Here is a 14,570-nt window from a genome sequence, read left to right on the forward strand (position 1 = left end):
ATGCCACAGCTTACCCGGCGCGGCGCAGGCGCTTAAGACGACTTGTCGTTGTGGCTCTTATCGCTGTCGTTGTCATCCTCACCGGTGGGCGGATGATTGATGGTTTTCTGCCAAAAGCGCATGTTCTCTTCGGCCAGCTCACGCATAAACTCCATAGGCGTGTGGCGAATGGCCTGCTGCCACTGACTTTGCATGCGCTTTTGCTGCTCCATCATAATCTGAGTGCCTTGCTCTAGATAACGCGCCAGCGGCAGCGGTGACGACATATCATAGACGCGGATCAGTTGCGCGAGCAGATCATTGGAGAATACTTCCGCTTCGCTATCAGCTTGTTCTTGTTCGATAATAATTGACAGTAAAATGGTGCGCGTGAGGTCTTCACCGCTTTTGGCATCCTCCACCCGAAACGGCTCTTCCTCAAGAATCAAACGGCGCAGATCCTCCAGCGTCACATAACGGCTTTGTTGGGTATCATACAACCTGCGATTGGCATATTTGCGAATGACGCGCACGGCGACTCTCCTTAAACGCGATAGGGCTTTGCTGCCCGTTGCTGTTATTGTGCCTGCACCACGCGTCCATGCAAGCCATGTATCGATATTCAATAGACGTAGATGTAGCTAGACGTTTTGCTCAACGACTCACAGACCAACCACCTTCATGAACCTGATTTTACTCGAACCTCACGATGTGCCCCAAGATGGCCAGGCGCTGCTTCACGATCAACGCCGTTTGGCACACCTGCGCGAAGTACACCGCGCCCAACTCGGCGATTCGTTCACCGTTGGCTGCACCAACGGGCTGATCGGCAAAGCTGAGCTGACAGCGCTTGAGCCAGATCACGCACGGCTGAACTGGACAAACCTCAGCGAGCCGCCGCCGCCCCCCCTGCCTGTTCACTTGGTGTTGGCGTTACCGCGCCCGCGCATGCTGGCACGCACCCTTGAACACGTGACCGCACTGGGCGTAAAGCGCATTACCCTGCTGCACACCAAGCGCGTCGAGAAAAGTTATTGGCAATCGCCCGAGCTTCGCCCTGACAAGATACACCAACATTTGGTACTGGGCCTTGAACAAGCACGCGACACCATGCTGCCGGACGTGACGTTGGTCAAAGGCTTTCGAGCCTTTCTCAACGAGCATTTGCCCGTGCTATTGGGGCAAGGGCGTGGTCTCGTCGCTCACCCAGGCATGGCATCCCCTTGCCCAAGAGGCATAAGCGAGGAAACGGTGTTGTTTATAGGCCCGGAGGGCGGTTTTATCGACTGGGAAGTGGATCAACTGCTAGACGCGGGCTGCGAAGGTATGCACCTTGGCCCGCGTATTTTGCGCGTTGAGACCGCCGTTACCGCCCTGCTATCTCGGCTTTTTTAGCCGTCACGTTTTATCGCTGGCGTCATCATCGTCGGGGTCATGGGCGACGACGTCTGCATCATCATCGCAGTTGGGCTCTTGCATGAAGGATTCGCGCACATCAAGCAGGCCGAGATGGCTGATAGTACGCCGCCCTAACAACAGCGGATAGTTCATATCTTCACGGTTGCGCAGGCTGAACTGCTCTTCGTATATTGTATCGCCCATGCAGACTTCCAACAGCACCACGGGGCGTTCATCCTTGCCGCCCGCCCCGCGGACTCTTAATTCGCGGTAAAGCGGACGCTCTATCTCGTCGCTAAACACCTCGCCACTTTCTTCGTCTTCAAGCTTGAGGCGAAAGCGAACCCAGTCTTCGCCGTCCTTTTCGAACATTTCGATTTCTCGGGCGTCCAGCGACGAGGTTAACGCACCACTATCGAGCTTGGCTTTGACTTCGGTCCCCCAAGGCTGGAGCGTCGCCTTTTCTACCCAGCCAAACACGTTATCGTCACTGGCGGACGCTTGGCTGCTTGCCAGTGCCCCGACAAGGGCAAAACTGCTTAGCAACGTCGTTACCACGTTAGACATAATCGATTCCTGTACGATTGGTTCTGAAGCGGTGTATTTGGATGCCACAGCGCTCAATTTTAAAAAGCCTATTTCATGAACAATTTCAACAACTAACTCAAGAACTAACTCAAGAACTAACTCAAGAACTAATCAACGCGCTGGCGTAACCGTTCAAGCAATGATTGCGTCGCGAAGCCGTCGGGGGTTAACCCCTCATCACGCTGGAACGCACGCAACCCCTGGCGGGTGTTGGGACCCATAACGCCGTCGGCGCCGCCAACATCGTACCCGGCTCGATTGAGGTATTGCTGCAACGCTTCGACATCGTCACGCGTTAAAGGTGCCTCTTCACGGGGCCAACCTTGCTGAACACCATCGCGCCCGGCAATGGCATCACTAAGCGTTGCCACCGCCAGCGCATAGCTGGTGGCGTTGTTATAGCGCAAAATAGCCCGGAAATTAGGCCCTACCAAAAAGGCCGGACCTTTGGCCCCAGCGGGCACAATCACCTCGGCGCTGTCAAAGCGGGGAAGTTCCCCACTGACAGCTTCCACGCCCTGCTGTTCCCAGGCTTGACTGTCACGGCGGCCGGTTTGGGCATAGTCGAAATTATCCGGCAGGTTGACCTCCACGCCCCAGGGTTGGCCAGGCTGCCAACCGGCACGCGCCAGATAATTGGCTGTAGAGGCCATAACGTCCGGAATGCTGTCCCAAATGTCGCGTCGATCATCATCGTCACCATCGACCGCATAAGCTTCAAAGCTGGTCGGAATGAACTGGGTGTGCCCCATAGCCCCCGCCCATGAGCCGCGCATTTGATCGGCGGCGATATCGCCCTGCTCGATAATTCTTAGGGCGGCTAGCAGTTCCTCACGGGCGAACTGTTGGCGGCGGCCATCGTAGGCAAGCGTCGCCAACGCTTCAAGAGTGGAGAAGTCGCCAAAATTGCTGCCATAGTTACTCTCAATGCCCCAAATCGCGACGATAATTTCAGCGGGTACACCGTAGCGCTGCTCCATTTGCTCTGCAGTGCGACGATGTTCGTCGAGGCGTTCCTGGCCATTATTGACACGCGTGCTGGAAACGGCCGTATCAAGGTATTCCCAGATGGGGCGAACAAACTCGGGCTGATAACGATCCAGCTCGAGAATACGGGGGCGATAGCGTATCTCGTCAAAAGCTTCGCGCAACGTTGTTTCACTGATGCCCTGCTGCTCGGCATAACGTCGAAAGTCGTCTCGCCATTGATTAAAGTTGGCGTGCTGTACCTCTTGAGCGACCTTAGCATCCACCTCGGTCATCAGTTTTTGATTAGCCAGCACCGGTGAGCTCAAAAGCAACACCGAGACCATCCCGAACACGGCGCGGGTCGAGCGAATTGTCACCTTTTTATCCAACATCATTCCTTCCTTAGGGCAGTCCTTAGCTGCCCCCGATGATGGCCCAGAACGGCGCAGGTTACTAGTCCAGTCGACAGCAGGATGGTCAGCCGCTTTCATAGACCTGCGCACCGTCTAGTCGTCGCTTTCCTGGAGTTCACTCTGGGCAATAAGCCAGCGATCCCAAGTGGCTGGTTGAACCCTGGGCGGCCTAAACTGTGAGGCAGTCGTCCGCCAAGGTTGGTGCCGCTCGAGCCCAACGGGCAAAGCTTCCAGTCTTGGAAGCCAATGAGCCACATATAACCCCTTGGGGTCGTAGTGCCCCGCCTGCTTCAACACGTTGAAATAGCGGTCCTGGCGCGGATCACGTCCGACACCAGCGATATAGCGCCAGTTGCCCCAATTACTCGCCACATCATAGTCGAGCAGGCAGTGTTCGAACCAGGCAGCGCCCAGCCGCCAATCAACGCCCAGGTCCTTGACCAAAAAGCTGGCGACGTTTTGCCGTGCACGATTGGAAATCCACCCCGTGCTGCTTAGCTCTAGCATCGCCGCATCGATAAACGGCACGCCTGTTTCGGCATTACGCCAGGCATCGAAGTCTTCATTAGCGGGTGGCAGTTGCGTCTGGCCGAACAGCGCCTCACCTTCTAGCTGCGCCGCGCGTAAAAAAAATTCCCGCCAAAGCAATTCAAAACCAATCCAGTAGCTGGACTCATTGCTACCGTGCTGTGATTCCCAGGCTTTGACCTCATCCTGCACTTGGCGCGGCGATAAGCAACCATGCGCAAGCCAAGGTGAAAAACGGGTTGAAAAGTTAGCGCCCAGAAGCCCATTGCGGGTTTTCTTGTACGTTGCAGGGCCATGCTGATGCCAAATGTAGTGATTTAAACGCTCCTGGCCCGCCGCCTCTCCCCCTAAATAGTCAAAACCTTGCCGTTCATCGGGTTGCCAACGAGCGCTGATCTCACAGACTTGGCTTAGGGGAGGAAAGCCACGGGGTGCGTCTGGCCAGGCGGGCAAGGTAATCGGCGCGGTTAGGCTCGGTGGGATATCGCAGTACTTCTCGACCTGACGACGAAAAGCCGAGAAGCTCTCGGGCAACTGAGATAGATCGAACGGCAAGGCATGCTCGTCGATCAAGCGGCCGGATTCATGACGCTCAACGGCAACGGTGGATGAAAGCCGCTCTCTCACCGCCTGGATATGCTGCTTTTCTTCAACGCCAACGTGTTCGGCCACCCTTATGCTACGCGCCTGCAGCCGCTCTGCCAGCGACACGACTTCCTCGACAGGGTCGCCAATTCTCACCAGGAGATCGCTTCCTCGCTGCAATAGCTCCCCGCGAAGCTCCATCAGGCATTGCCATAAAAACCTCAGCCTCGCGGGACCAACGCGCAATAGATCGGAATCGTCAAATAAAGGTTCTAGCCACGCCTCATCAAGTACGTATAGGCAGACCAAATGATCCGGCAGGTCGTCCAGGCGCAGCAGCGGATTATCCGTCACTCTGAGGTCGTCGTGCAGCCAGACGATATCGATCGTGCTGTTCATGCTCTGGTCTCCTCAGCGCGTTTTGCTATGCGGGCATCGCACTGGCAGCGTTTGCTGCAGTAGCGGACCTCATCCCAGCATCGCGCCCATTTCTTTCGCCAAGTAAATGGGCGCTGACATTGAACGCAGTTTTTTTGCGGTAAGTGATGTTGATGTGCCATGGAGGCTCGCTTAGATTGACGTGCGGCACTGAATAAACATTGGCACTATAACTTATACAGTACAACTATTGTACATATAATGGTTTCAAACTTTGTTTTAATTTACTTTGCCCCTCTGACACGAAAAAGCCACCCGTAGGTGGCTGATGGAATCTAGGATTGGTTATAGAAAAACGACTGCGAGGAATATGAATTTAACGACGCGGCAGCCAGCCCGACAGCTCGTTGTTGACCACGGCGAGCAGCGCATCGATATGGTCGTCGCGGTCGTTCAGGCAGGGAATATAGCTGAAGGTTTCTCCGCCGGCTTCCATGAAGCTGTCGTGAATCTCTTCCTTGATTTCTTCCAGGGTTTCTACGCAGTCTGACGAGAACGCAGGCGACAGAATGGCTATGTGCTTGTGTCCCTGCTTGGCCAATTTCATTCCCCTTGAGCCCACTAACCATCAAATCATTGCCATCATGGCTTCACAAACGCGCTTTAAGATTGTATAAAATATAAAAAAGACAATCGACGAACAATCCTATCACTGAAAATCTGGCCATCACACAACGACAAACCAAGGTGCTCCATGAAGAAAATCCGTGTCATCGACTCCCATACGGCAGGTGAACCTACCAGGCTCATCATGGAAGGCTTTCCCACCCTGGCAGGCAATACCATCGCGGAAAAATGCGATGACCTGAAGCAGCATCACGATCAATGGCGGCGCGCCAGCATGCTTGAACCTCGCGGGCATGATGTATTGGTAGGTGCTCTGTATTGTGAACCGGTATCACCTGGAGCCACCTGTGGCGTTATCTTTTTCAACAATACCGGTTATTTAGGCATGTGCGGTCACGGCACCATTGGCCTAGTGGCCTCGTTATACCATTTGGGGGTTATCACCCCAGGCGTGCATTACATTGACACCACAGTGGGGCCTGTGAGTGCAACGCTTCATGAAGATGGCGCTGTAACCGTACGCAACGTGCCAGCCTACCGTTACCGTCGTGAAGTCTCCGTCGATGTACCGGGCTATGGAGTCGTCCATGGAGATATCGCATGGGGAGGCAACTGGTTTTTCCTTATCAGTGACCATGGGCAGTCGCTACGACTCGACAATGTAGAAGCATTAACCGCTTTCACTTGGGCGGTGCGTCAAGGCCTTGAAGCAGCATGCATTACCGGCGCAAATCAAGGCTTGATCGACCATATCGAACTCTTCGCGGATGACCCAGAGGCGGATAGCCGCAATTTTGTTCTCTGCCCAGGTAAAGCCTACGACCGCTCACCTTGCGGCACCGGTACCAGTGCAAAGCTCGCCTGTCTGGCCGCAGACAGCAAGCTGCCACCCCATACCACCTGGCGGCAGGCAAGCATTTGCGGCAGTCAGTTCGAAGCTTATTACGAGTGGGAAGGCGAGCAAATTCGCCCCTATATCAAAGGGCACGCTTACCTCAGTGCAGACGCCACCTTACTTATTGATGAACAGGATCCCTTCGCATGGGGAATTACCTCATGAGACGCCCTTAACCTGACCAAGAAAATCAGGACGTCGTCACCACAGCTTTAAACACCCAGCGCCAACACGCCAAGCTCAAACAAGGCGCTGAATCAGTAGCATGCAACACCTATCAATCATCTATCCGAAAAGGAAAGCACGACAATGAACGACCAAATTTTTACCGGATGCATACCCGCGCTAATGACTCCCTGCAACGCCGACCGGCAACCTGATTTTGACGCCCTGGTCGCCAAAGGGCGTGAATTAATCGAAACCGGCATGAGTGGTGTCGTGTATTGCGGCTCGATGGGCGACTGGCCTCTATTAAGTGAAGCACAACGCCAAGAAGGCGTCGAACGCCTTGTTAAAGCCGGTATTCCCACTATCGTCGGGACCGGTGCAGTCAATAGCAAAGAAGCTATCTCCCATGCTGACCATGCCGCCAGAGTAGGCGCCCAGGGGCTAATGGTAATTCCACGGGTGCTGTCACGTGGCACCTCGGTGGCCGCCCAAAAAGCCCATTTCTCGGCAATACTACAAGCTGCACCCGACCTGCCTGCGGTTATTTACAACAGCCCCTATTACGGTTTTGCCACCCGCGCCGATCTATTCTTCGCACTACGTGACCAGCACCCTAACTTAATCGGCTTTAAAGAGTTCGGCGGTGCCGATGACCTACGCTACGCAGCTGAAAATATCACCTCCCAGGACGATAAAGTGACGCTTATGGTGGGTGTCGATACCACCGTTTTTCATGGCTTCGTAAATTGCGGCGCAACAGGTGCGATCACAGGCATTGGCAACGCCCTTCCACGCGAAGTCCTGCATCTTGTATCACTGAGTAAAAAAGCCGCCCAAGGTGACGTTGAGGCTCGTCGTCAAGCCAAAGAGCTTGAGGATGCGCTAAGCGTACTTTCCTCCTTTGATGAAGGGGCAGACCTCGTCCTGTACTACAAACACCTGATGGTACTTAACGGTGATACTGAATACGCATTGCACTTTAATGAAACCGACCAGTTAAGCGATGTTCAACGCCACTATGTAGAAGCTCAATATGATTTATTCCGTCGCTGGTACGCAGAGTGGTGCGAATCCCTGAGTAACTAAAACAATGCGGAATACGCTTTCGACACTCACCAAGGAGACGACCATGACCCTTGAAGGCAAGATGTTGATTGGCCAACAAGCCATTCGTGGCCAGCGTGATGCCATTTTCGCCATCAATCCAGCCACCAACCACCGTCTTGAACCGGCCTACCCCGGCGGGACGCAAGAAGACGTTGATAACGCGTGCCAACTCGCCTGGGACGCCTTCGATATCTACCGTGAAATTCCCTTGACCGATCGGGCCAATTTTCTTGAAACCATCGCCGATAATATCGAATCACTTGGCGACGAACTGATTGATCGTGCAGTAGAAGAAACAGGGTTACCCCACGCCCGAATTCAAGGCGAGCGCGGGCGCACCTGCCAGCAATTGCGCCTGTTTGCCAAAACCGTCCGCGCCGGTGAATGGCTTGACGTACGCATTGATAACGCCATTCCAGAACGCCACCCTTTACCTCGCGCCGACCTTCGTCAACGCCATATTGCCCTAGGCCCCGTTGTCGTTTTTGGTGCTAGCAACTTTCCACTGGCTTTCTCAGTAGCGGGTGGAGACACCGCCTCGGCGCTTGCGGCTGGGTGCCCGGTGATTGTGAAAGCCCATTCTGCTCACCCTGGCACCAGTGAGCTGGTTGGGCGAGCGATACAATCAGCCGTTGCTCAAAGTGGCCTACCGGAAGGGGTTTTTTCACTTATCTTTGGCTCCGGTCGCGAAGTTGGCCATGCCCTAGTCACCCATCCGACTATTAAAGCCGCCGGTTTCACAGGATCGCAGAGCGGCGGATTAGCGTTATGGCGAGCGGCCCAGTCGCGCGCCGAGCCCATTCCGTTCTATGCAGAAATGAGTTCAATCAATCCGGTTTTTCTAATGCCGGAGGCACTTAAATCGAGGGGAGCTACGCTAGGTGAAGCATTTATCGGCTCAATGAACATGGGGGCGGGTCAATTCTGCACCAACCCAGGATTAATAGTCGCAGTCCAGGGTCCAGAGCTCGATACGTTCATCAGCGCCGCGAAGCACACGCTGGAGGGCAGCGAAGCACAGACAATGCTCACGCCAGGCATTCATGAAGCCTATGAGGCCAGCTTAAAAACGCTTTCCACCAGCAAAGCCAAAGAAGTTGCGCGTGGGCGGAACGAGCACGGCCCCAACCAGTGTCGGCCCGGCCTGTTCATGACTTCCGCCACTGACTTTTTAGCCGATGAAACACTACAAGCCGAAGTGTTTGGCGCAACATCACTTATCGTGGCCTGCCAAAATGAAGCCGAACGTCGCCATGTGGCCGAACACATAGAGGGCCAATTAACAGCAACGCTACACATGGAAGACGACGATACTGAAGCCGCGCGTGCCCTATTGCCGATACTCGAACGAAAAGCCGGACGGATACTGGTCAACGGATGGCCTACCGGCGTCGAGGTATGTGACGCAATGGTTCACGGGGGCCCCTTCCCAGCCACATCAGATACACGTACCACCTCAGTAGGCACCGCAGCCATTTTCAGGTTTCTGCGCCCCATCTGTTATCAAGATTTACCTGCCGAATTGTTGCCCGAGGCGCTTAAAGACGATAATCCCTTGGCGCTCAACCGTCTCGTCGATGGGCAGCGCCCCATAAAATAAACACTCACCTAGCCGTTCTTCTTAGCTACGCGGAGAACGGCTGCCCCCACCACTAACGACTCACATATCCAACTGCGTCTTATATACGCCATCTCTAATTAGTGATGTTTCAAACAAGCCATTCTGCAAACATAGACACCCGGCGCATTTTGTATAAAATGTGCAAACAATATTTTGGTAAAAGTGTGGGCTATGGCTACGTACAAAACACGAGCACAATTTGTCGCCGACGACTTGCGCGGCCGCATTTTGGGCGGCGAATTCAAGGGCGGCACGCAGTTACGTCAGGACGCACTGGCCAGAGACTACGATGTTAGCCGCATACCCGTGCGCGAAGCCCTGTTAACCCTTGAGTCAGAAGGTTTGGTCGAATTTTATGCCCATCGCGGCGCCTTCACCACCGAGCTCTCCATCGCGAAAATTCAAGAGCTATTTGACCTTCGTATCCTGCTTGAGACCTATGTGTTCAGGCACTCCATCCCCAAACTGACAGAAGAAGACCTCCAAAAAGCAGACAATATACTGCGTAAATACGATGAAGCGTTAAATACAGGCGGGGAAATCAATAATTGGAGCGAGTACAACTACGCTTTTCACCTCACCTTATACGCGCCTGCCGAGCTTCCCGAAACACTGGCGTTAATCAATCAGCTAAACACCAAATCTGATCGCTATATCCGCATGCAGCTTCTCTACACCCAAGAAATAGAGAAAGCTGAAAAAGAGCACCATGACTTATTAGCGCTAGCACGCAAAGGCAATATCGATGAAGCCTGCGAGCTATTAAAGAACCATATTCGAGAAGCCTGCGAAGCGATTGTCAGCCTACTTAAAGAACGCACGCTCAATACAGAGGGAGCCTAGGCTAAAAACCAAACGCATTTCGCCCCTTCCTCGAAGTCACTACAACTCACCTCTTAGACATCGTCACTTGCTGCTCACCCGGGAGCCATGCGGGTGGCGTTGTTAGTTGCGATCATTCGCCCTACCAGCGTTTCCCACACTGGGAACATGATACCTCTCTATGCTTCGCTAGGCATCGCACCCGCCAAGCATTGATAAGCCTGCAGGCATGGTTGCCATAACGCTCCTGTATTCATTCTCCCGTATTACCGTTTTTACCCGGTCTTGGTGCCTTCCGAAGGTTGCCGCCAGCTATTTATCACTCACCTACTTTCCATCCTATACGTATTGCACTCGCCAAACACATATATTATATTTTATACAATCGACAAAATAAAAAGGGACGCAGCTTTATGGCACATAGTGGCTCTTCTTCGCCCCCGCCCAACGTAGACGCCGAGATCGCGGTTGTCGGAGCTGGCATTATCGGTATTGCGTGCGCCTCAGTGCTCAGTCAACAGGGCTGGCAAGTGCTTGTTATCGATAAACAGCGCCCAGGCCTGGGAACCTCTTTCGGTAATGCAGGACACATGGCAACCGAACAGGTATTCCCTATCGCCGACACCTCGATTTTGACGCGCCTGCCCTCCATGCTGCTAGACCCAATGGGGCCGCTACGTCTTGACTGGCGATATCTACCCAAAGCCCTTCCATGGTTTACCAAGCTACTTTTAAACCTTCGCCAAGCTCCTTACCAAGCCAGTACTGCGGGGATTAGGGCGCTCAATCAATCCAGCTTACCCGCGTGGCACCGACTACTCGATTCGATCAATGGTAGAGCATTGCTGAAAGAGGACGGGTCTTTTCTGATCTACGAGAACGAAGCATCCGCTCCAGAAATAAAAGCGCTGCAATCACGAATGAACGCCCAGGACGTTGCAGCGGATCACTGGCAGGGGGACGCTATTAGGAAGTTCGCTCCGCAACTTTCCAACTCAATACAAGGTGGGCTCTTCTTCCCCGACACCGCCCATGTAGTAGACCCGTTGCAAGTGTCTAATGCGCTAGTAATGGATGCTCAGCGGCATGGCGTGCGGTTCATACAAGAAGAAGTGCTTTCAGGGACGGCAAATAGCGAAGGTGTAACGTTACGTACGGCCCAAACAGAGGCAATACGGGCCGACAAAGTACTGATCGCTTGCGGTGCCCATTCACGCAAACTTACAGCTTCGCTAACCGGTAACAAGGTGCCGCTCGATACAGAAAGGGGCTACCACCTGATGCTTCCCAATGAAAAAGCACGCCTTCCCGTCGCCATTACCTCTCTGGAACGCCGTTTTATCATGACACCGATGGAGGAAGGATTGCGTTTAGCAGGCACGGTCGAGTTTGCCGGGCTGGAGCAACCTCCCAACATGGAACGCGCATGGAAACTCCATCAGTTGAGCCAAGGACTCTTCTGCTCCGACCTTGATATGACCGAGGCGAGCCCCTGGATGGGATTTCGACCTTCCCTGCCCGATTCGTTACCCATCATCGACTGCGTGAACGACGGCAAGGTATTGCTGGCCTTCGGCCATCACCATCTTGGCCTCACGCAAGCTGCTGTGACCGCAGAAATTATTGCCAACCTAGCGAGACAAGGAGAAATAACAGCCAATACGTCCAACCCATTGCCTGATGCATTCCCTTACCGACTGAGTCGGTTCACTTCTTAACCCTCGATACACAAGCCCAAAACAATCGTAGAGGAAACACTATGTCTTCATCTGTAACGCAAACAAGGCTCCCTAGCATGGTGGAAGTGCTGGCCGTCATGGTCGGCTTTATTGCCATCATGTTTGTCAGTATCAATGTGTTGCAATTACCCATTCAGTTGGCTCTTTTTGCCTCTTGGTTTTTAGTTATGGCGCTGGGTCTAAAGCTCAAGATGTCTTACGAGAATATGCAGAAGGGACTAATTGATGGCATACATAACGGTATGGAAGCTGTTTTGGTTCTGACCACGGTTGGGGCTCTGATTGGCACCTGGATTGCCGGGGGGATCGTCCCTAGCATTATCTACTATGGTTTATCAGTCATGAATCCGCAGATTTTCCTGTTTGCCGCCTTTATTATTTGTGCTTTGACTTCACTTGCCACGGGTACATCATTCGGGACCGTGGGAACAGCTGGGGTCGCGATGATGGGCATAGGTCATAGCTTTGGCATCCCGCTTCCCCTTGTGGCCGGTGCGGTTATTTCTGGTGCTTATGTGGGCGACAAGATGTCACCGCTTTCCGACACAACCGTCATGACGGCCTCATTATGCAAGGTAGGCCTGATCGACCATATCCGGTCAATGATGTGGGTAAGCGTCCCCGCCATTCTAATGGCTTCCGTATTATTTTTAGTGGTCGGCTTTTTCTACGTAGACGATAGTGCCGACACATCACGGGCCACAATGGCCATGCAAGCCCTCGAATCCCACTTTACCGTCAGCCCCTGGCTTTTATTGCCCGCTGCCATTGTCATTTTGTTGCTGACGCGTCGTTTCCCTGCCATTCCTGTCATCACCTTCGGTGCGGTTTTAGGAAGTATTTGCGCTTGGTGGGCCCAAGGCATTGCGCCCATTGAAGCGATTAGAATCGCTTATGTGGGTAACGCCATTGAATCCGACGTGGAATTTCTGAACACACTGCTGAATCGAGGCGGCATTGAGTCAATGCTCGGCGTTATTGCACTCATCTTGTTCGCGCTTGGGCTTGGCGGCCTAATGGAGCGCGTTGGTATTCTTCAATCAATCAGCAACGGGTTCCTGCGTTGGGCCAACAACCCCGGCCGCCTCACTATCTCGACAATGCTCGGCGGCTTCTTCGGAAATTTCTTCGGGGGCGCAGCTTACGTTTCATTAATCACCGCGAGCACGATCACCGAAAAGAACTATGACAAGCAGGGAATTGATCGGCGCGTTCTTTCACGTAACACCGAAGCCGGTGGCACCATCACCACCCCCATGGTCCCCTGGACAGACGGCGGCGTGTTCATGGCCGCAACGCTGGGTGTTTCTACGTTAACTTACCTGCCATTTCTGTGGTTCCACATGCTGGTAATTGCCATCGCCATTTTCTACGGCTTCGCTAATATCGCTATTTGGCGAACTCAACCTATAATCGACGACGCACCACAGGAAGCCACAACGCCTTTAGTGCAAACCTCCTAGGCAATCGTTAAATTCGTTCCTCCCAAAAACAAGGCTTGCGTTATCCAATCGATAACGCAGGCCTTTTTATGTCGACATTCGAAAATGTCATTTACCTGTGTTTAAGAAAACCACATGGCTTATGGTCATAGTCACTTAAGTGCGCGGCAGCCAGCCCGACAGCTCGTTGTTGACCACGGCGAGCAGCGCATCGATATGGTCGTCGCGGTCGTTCAGGCAGGGAATATAACTGAAGGTTTCTCCGCCGGCTTCCATGAAGCTGTCGTGAATCTCTTCCTTGATTTCTTCCAGGGTTTCTACGCAGTCTGACGAGAACGCAGGCGACAGAATGGCTATGTGCTTGTGTCCCTGCTTGGCCAGTTCCGCCACGTGGTCAACGGTTTGCGGGCCCACCCACTTTTCGGGGCCAAACTGCGACTGGAAGGCGGTATCGACCTCTTCCTTGGGCAGGCCCAGCTTTTCACGCAGCAGACGCGTGGTTTTCTGGCACTGGCAATGGTAGGGGTCGCCTTCCAGCAAATAGCGCTCGGGTACGCCGTGGTAGCTTGCCACCAGCTTGGTCGGCCGCGACGAAAACCCTTCATAGGCCTCTCGCACTGAGTTGGCCAGTGCGTCAGTATACGCAGGGTGGTCGAAGTACGCCGGCACGGTGCGAATGGACGGCTGCCACTTCATTTTCATCAAAGTACGAAACGCCTGGTCGTTGGCGGTCGCCGTAGTGGGCGAGCCGTACTGCGGATAGAGCGGGAAGAAGACGATTTTCTCGCAGCCTTTTTCCTTCATCCGCGTCAGCACGCTTTCCGTGGAGGGGTTGCCGTAGCGCATGCAGAAGTCGACTTCCACATCATCGCCGTAAAGCGCCTTCAGGCGCTCGGTCATCTTCTCGGTTTGCGCCCGAGTAGTAGTCAACAGCGGGCTTTCATTCAGCTCGTTGTTCCAGATGCTTTTATAGGCGTTACCCGATGAGAATGGCCGCTTGGTCAAAATGATCAACTGTAGCAACGGTTGCCACTTCCAACCGGCATAGTCCACCACGCGCTTGTCAGAGAGAAACTCGCTCAAGTAGCGACGCATCGACCAATAGTCCGTGGCGTCGGGGGTGCCCAAATTGGCCAGTACCACTCCGACCTTCGCTCGGGGCACAGGGGGGTGGTCGCTGGGGGCATGCGTTAGACGACCTTCGCCCGGCTGGTCCTTTGCGACTTGCTCGGTCATGACATTCACTCCTGCTGACAACGCCTGTTGAAAAATAAATCTTACCACTTTTCGGCACAGCGGCGGCATAAAGTT

The 14,570-nt window shown here is 53.8% G+C and carries 13 protein-coding genes and 1 pseudogene; 7 read left to right on the plus strand and 7 right to left on the minus strand.

Annotation, left to right across the window (positions count from 1 at the left end):
• Positions 1 to 32 precede the first annotated feature (32 nt).
• Positions 33 to 512, minus strand: a complete 480-nt coding sequence (gene phaR / locus CPH17_RS06655) for a polyhydroxyalkanoate synthesis repressor PhaR (protein ID WP_074397034.1) — start codon at positions 510 to 512, stop codon at positions 33 to 35.
• Positions 513 to 660: 148 nt separating this feature from the next.
• Here phaR and CPH17_RS06660 point away from each other — a divergent pair, with 148 nt between their 5' ends.
• The gene (locus CPH17_RS06660) at positions 661 to 1,374 is read left to right on the plus strand and encodes a 16S rRNA (uracil(1498)-N(3))-methyltransferase (protein ID WP_074397035.1); all 714 of its coding nucleotides are present in this window, start codon (positions 661 to 663) and stop codon (positions 1,372 to 1,374) included.
• 3 nt (positions 1,375 to 1,377) lie between these two features.
• Here CPH17_RS06660 and rloA3 read toward each other — a convergent pair whose 3' ends face one another.
• From rloA3 to CPH17_RS06685, 5 genes and pseudogenes are all read right to left on the minus strand, one after another.
• Positions 1,378 to 1,944: a retropepsin-like aspartic peptidase RloA3 gene (gene rloA3, locus CPH17_RS06665; protein ID WP_074397036.1), complete on the minus strand. Its 567-nt coding sequence runs from the start codon at positions 1,942 to 1,944 to the stop codon at positions 1,378 to 1,380.
• Positions 1,945 to 2,072: 128 nt separating this feature from the next.
• Positions 2,073 to 3,278 carry a lytic murein transglycosylase gene (locus tag CPH17_RS06670; protein WP_231896557.1) on the minus strand — a complete coding sequence of 402 codons (1,206 nt, stop codon included), beginning with the start codon at positions 3,276 to 3,278 and terminating at the stop codon, positions 2,073 to 2,075.
• A 162-nt stretch (positions 3,279 to 3,440) separates the two neighbouring features.
• A complete protein-coding gene (locus CPH17_RS06675) occupies positions 3,441 to 4,859 on the minus strand; it encodes a DASH family cryptochrome (protein WP_096298727.1) in 1,419 nt (472 codons plus the stop codon).
• Positions 4,856 to 5,020: a DUF2256 domain-containing protein gene (locus CPH17_RS20495; protein ID WP_074397038.1), complete on the minus strand. Its 165-nt coding sequence runs from the start codon at positions 5,018 to 5,020 to the stop codon at positions 4,856 to 4,858. The genes CPH17_RS06675 and CPH17_RS20495 overlap by 4 nt, the downstream gene beginning before the upstream one ends.
• Positions 5,021 to 5,214: 194 nt before the next feature.
• A pseudogene (locus CPH17_RS06685) lies at positions 5,215 to 5,442 on the minus strand (ferrochelatase); the annotation flags it as partial.
• Between the two features lie 150 nt (positions 5,443 to 5,592).
• On the opposite strand from CPH17_RS06685, the gene CPH17_RS06690 reads away from it, so the two are divergent.
• The 6 genes from CPH17_RS06690 (at position 5,593) to nhaC (ending at position 13,280) form a co-directional block, all read left to right on the plus strand.
• Positions 5,593 to 6,525, plus strand: coding sequence for a 4-hydroxyproline epimerase (locus tag CPH17_RS06690; RefSeq protein WP_096298729.1), 933 nt, complete (start codon positions 5,593 to 5,595; stop codon positions 6,523 to 6,525).
• 144 nt (positions 6,526 to 6,669) lie between these two features.
• Complete coding sequence (locus tag CPH17_RS06695; protein ID WP_096298731.1) at positions 6,670 to 7,614, plus strand: dihydrodipicolinate synthase family protein; 945 nt, start codon at positions 6,670 to 6,672, stop codon at positions 7,612 to 7,614.
• 43 nt (positions 7,615 to 7,657) lie between these two features.
• A complete protein-coding gene (locus CPH17_RS06700; RefSeq protein ID WP_096298733.1) occupies positions 7,658 to 9,235 on the plus strand; it encodes an aldehyde dehydrogenase (NADP(+)) in 1,578 nt (525 codons plus the stop codon).
• Positions 9,236 to 9,427: 192 nt separating this feature from the next.
• Positions 9,428 to 10,099: a GntR family transcriptional regulator gene (locus tag CPH17_RS06705; protein ID WP_096298735.1), complete on the plus strand. Its 672-nt coding sequence runs from the start codon at positions 9,428 to 9,430 to the stop codon at positions 10,097 to 10,099.
• Between the two features lie 392 nt (positions 10,100 to 10,491).
• On the plus strand, positions 10,492 to 11,796 hold the full coding sequence (locus tag CPH17_RS06710; RefSeq protein WP_096298737.1) for an NAD(P)/FAD-dependent oxidoreductase: 1,305 nt from the start codon (positions 10,492 to 10,494) through the stop codon (positions 11,794 to 11,796).
• A gap of 41 nt (positions 11,797 to 11,837) precedes the next feature.
• Positions 11,838 to 13,280 carry a Na+/H+ antiporter NhaC gene (nhaC, locus tag CPH17_RS06715; protein WP_096298739.1) on the plus strand — a complete coding sequence of 481 codons (1,443 nt, stop codon included), beginning with the start codon at positions 11,838 to 11,840 and terminating at the stop codon, positions 13,278 to 13,280.
• A 135-nt stretch (positions 13,281 to 13,415) separates the two neighbouring features.
• Here the strand turns inward: nhaC and hemH are convergent, their stop codons facing one another.
• Positions 13,416 to 14,495, minus strand: a complete 1,080-nt coding sequence (gene hemH / locus CPH17_RS06720) for a ferrochelatase (protein ID WP_096298741.1) — start codon at positions 14,493 to 14,495, stop codon at positions 13,416 to 13,418.
• Between the last annotated feature and the right edge of the window lie 75 nt (positions 14,496 to 14,570).

Origin of the sequence: Halomonas sp. hl-4, assembly GCF_900215475.1 — a bacterium.
Classification (GTDB): Bacteria; Pseudomonadota; Gammaproteobacteria; order Pseudomonadales; family Halomonadaceae; genus Vreelandella.

Coding starts and splice junctions, on each gene's coding strand:
- CPH17_RS06690 (WP_096298729.1), top strand. CDS start 5,593: ATGAAGAAAATCCGTGTCATCGACTCCCATACGGCAGGTGAACCTACC.
- hemH (WP_096298741.1), bottom strand. CDS start 14,495: ATGACCGAGCAAGTCGCAAAGGACCAGCCGGGCGAAGGTCGTCTAACG.
- CPH17_RS06700 (WP_096298733.1), top strand. CDS start 7,658: ATGACCCTTGAAGGCAAGATGTTGATTGGCCAACAAGCCATTCGTGGC.
- CPH17_RS06660 (WP_074397035.1), top strand. CDS start 661: ATGAACCTGATTTTACTCGAACCTCACGATGTGCCCCAAGATGGCCAG.
- rloA3 (WP_074397036.1), bottom strand. CDS start 1,944: ATGTCTAACGTGGTAACGACGTTGCTAAGCAGTTTTGCCCTTGTCGGG.
- CPH17_RS06705 (WP_096298735.1), top strand. CDS start 9,428: ATGGCTACGTACAAAACACGAGCACAATTTGTCGCCGACGACTTGCGC.
- CPH17_RS06695 (WP_096298731.1), top strand. CDS start 6,670: ATGAACGACCAAATTTTTACCGGATGCATACCCGCGCTAATGACTCCC.
- CPH17_RS06710 (WP_096298737.1), top strand. CDS start 10,492: ATGGCACATAGTGGCTCTTCTTCGCCCCCGCCCAACGTAGACGCCGAG.
- CPH17_RS20495 (WP_074397038.1), bottom strand. CDS start 5,020: ATGGCACATCAACATCACTTACCGCAAAAAAACTGCGTTCAATGTCAG.
- CPH17_RS06670 (WP_231896557.1), bottom strand. CDS start 3,278: ATGGTCTCGGTGTTGCTTTTGAGCTCACCGGTGCTGGCTAATCAAAAA.
- nhaC (WP_096298739.1), top strand. CDS start 11,838: ATGTCTTCATCTGTAACGCAAACAAGGCTCCCTAGCATGGTGGAAGTG.
- CPH17_RS06675 (WP_096298727.1), bottom strand. CDS start 4,859: ATGAACAGCACGATCGATATCGTCTGGCTGCACGACGACCTCAGAGTG.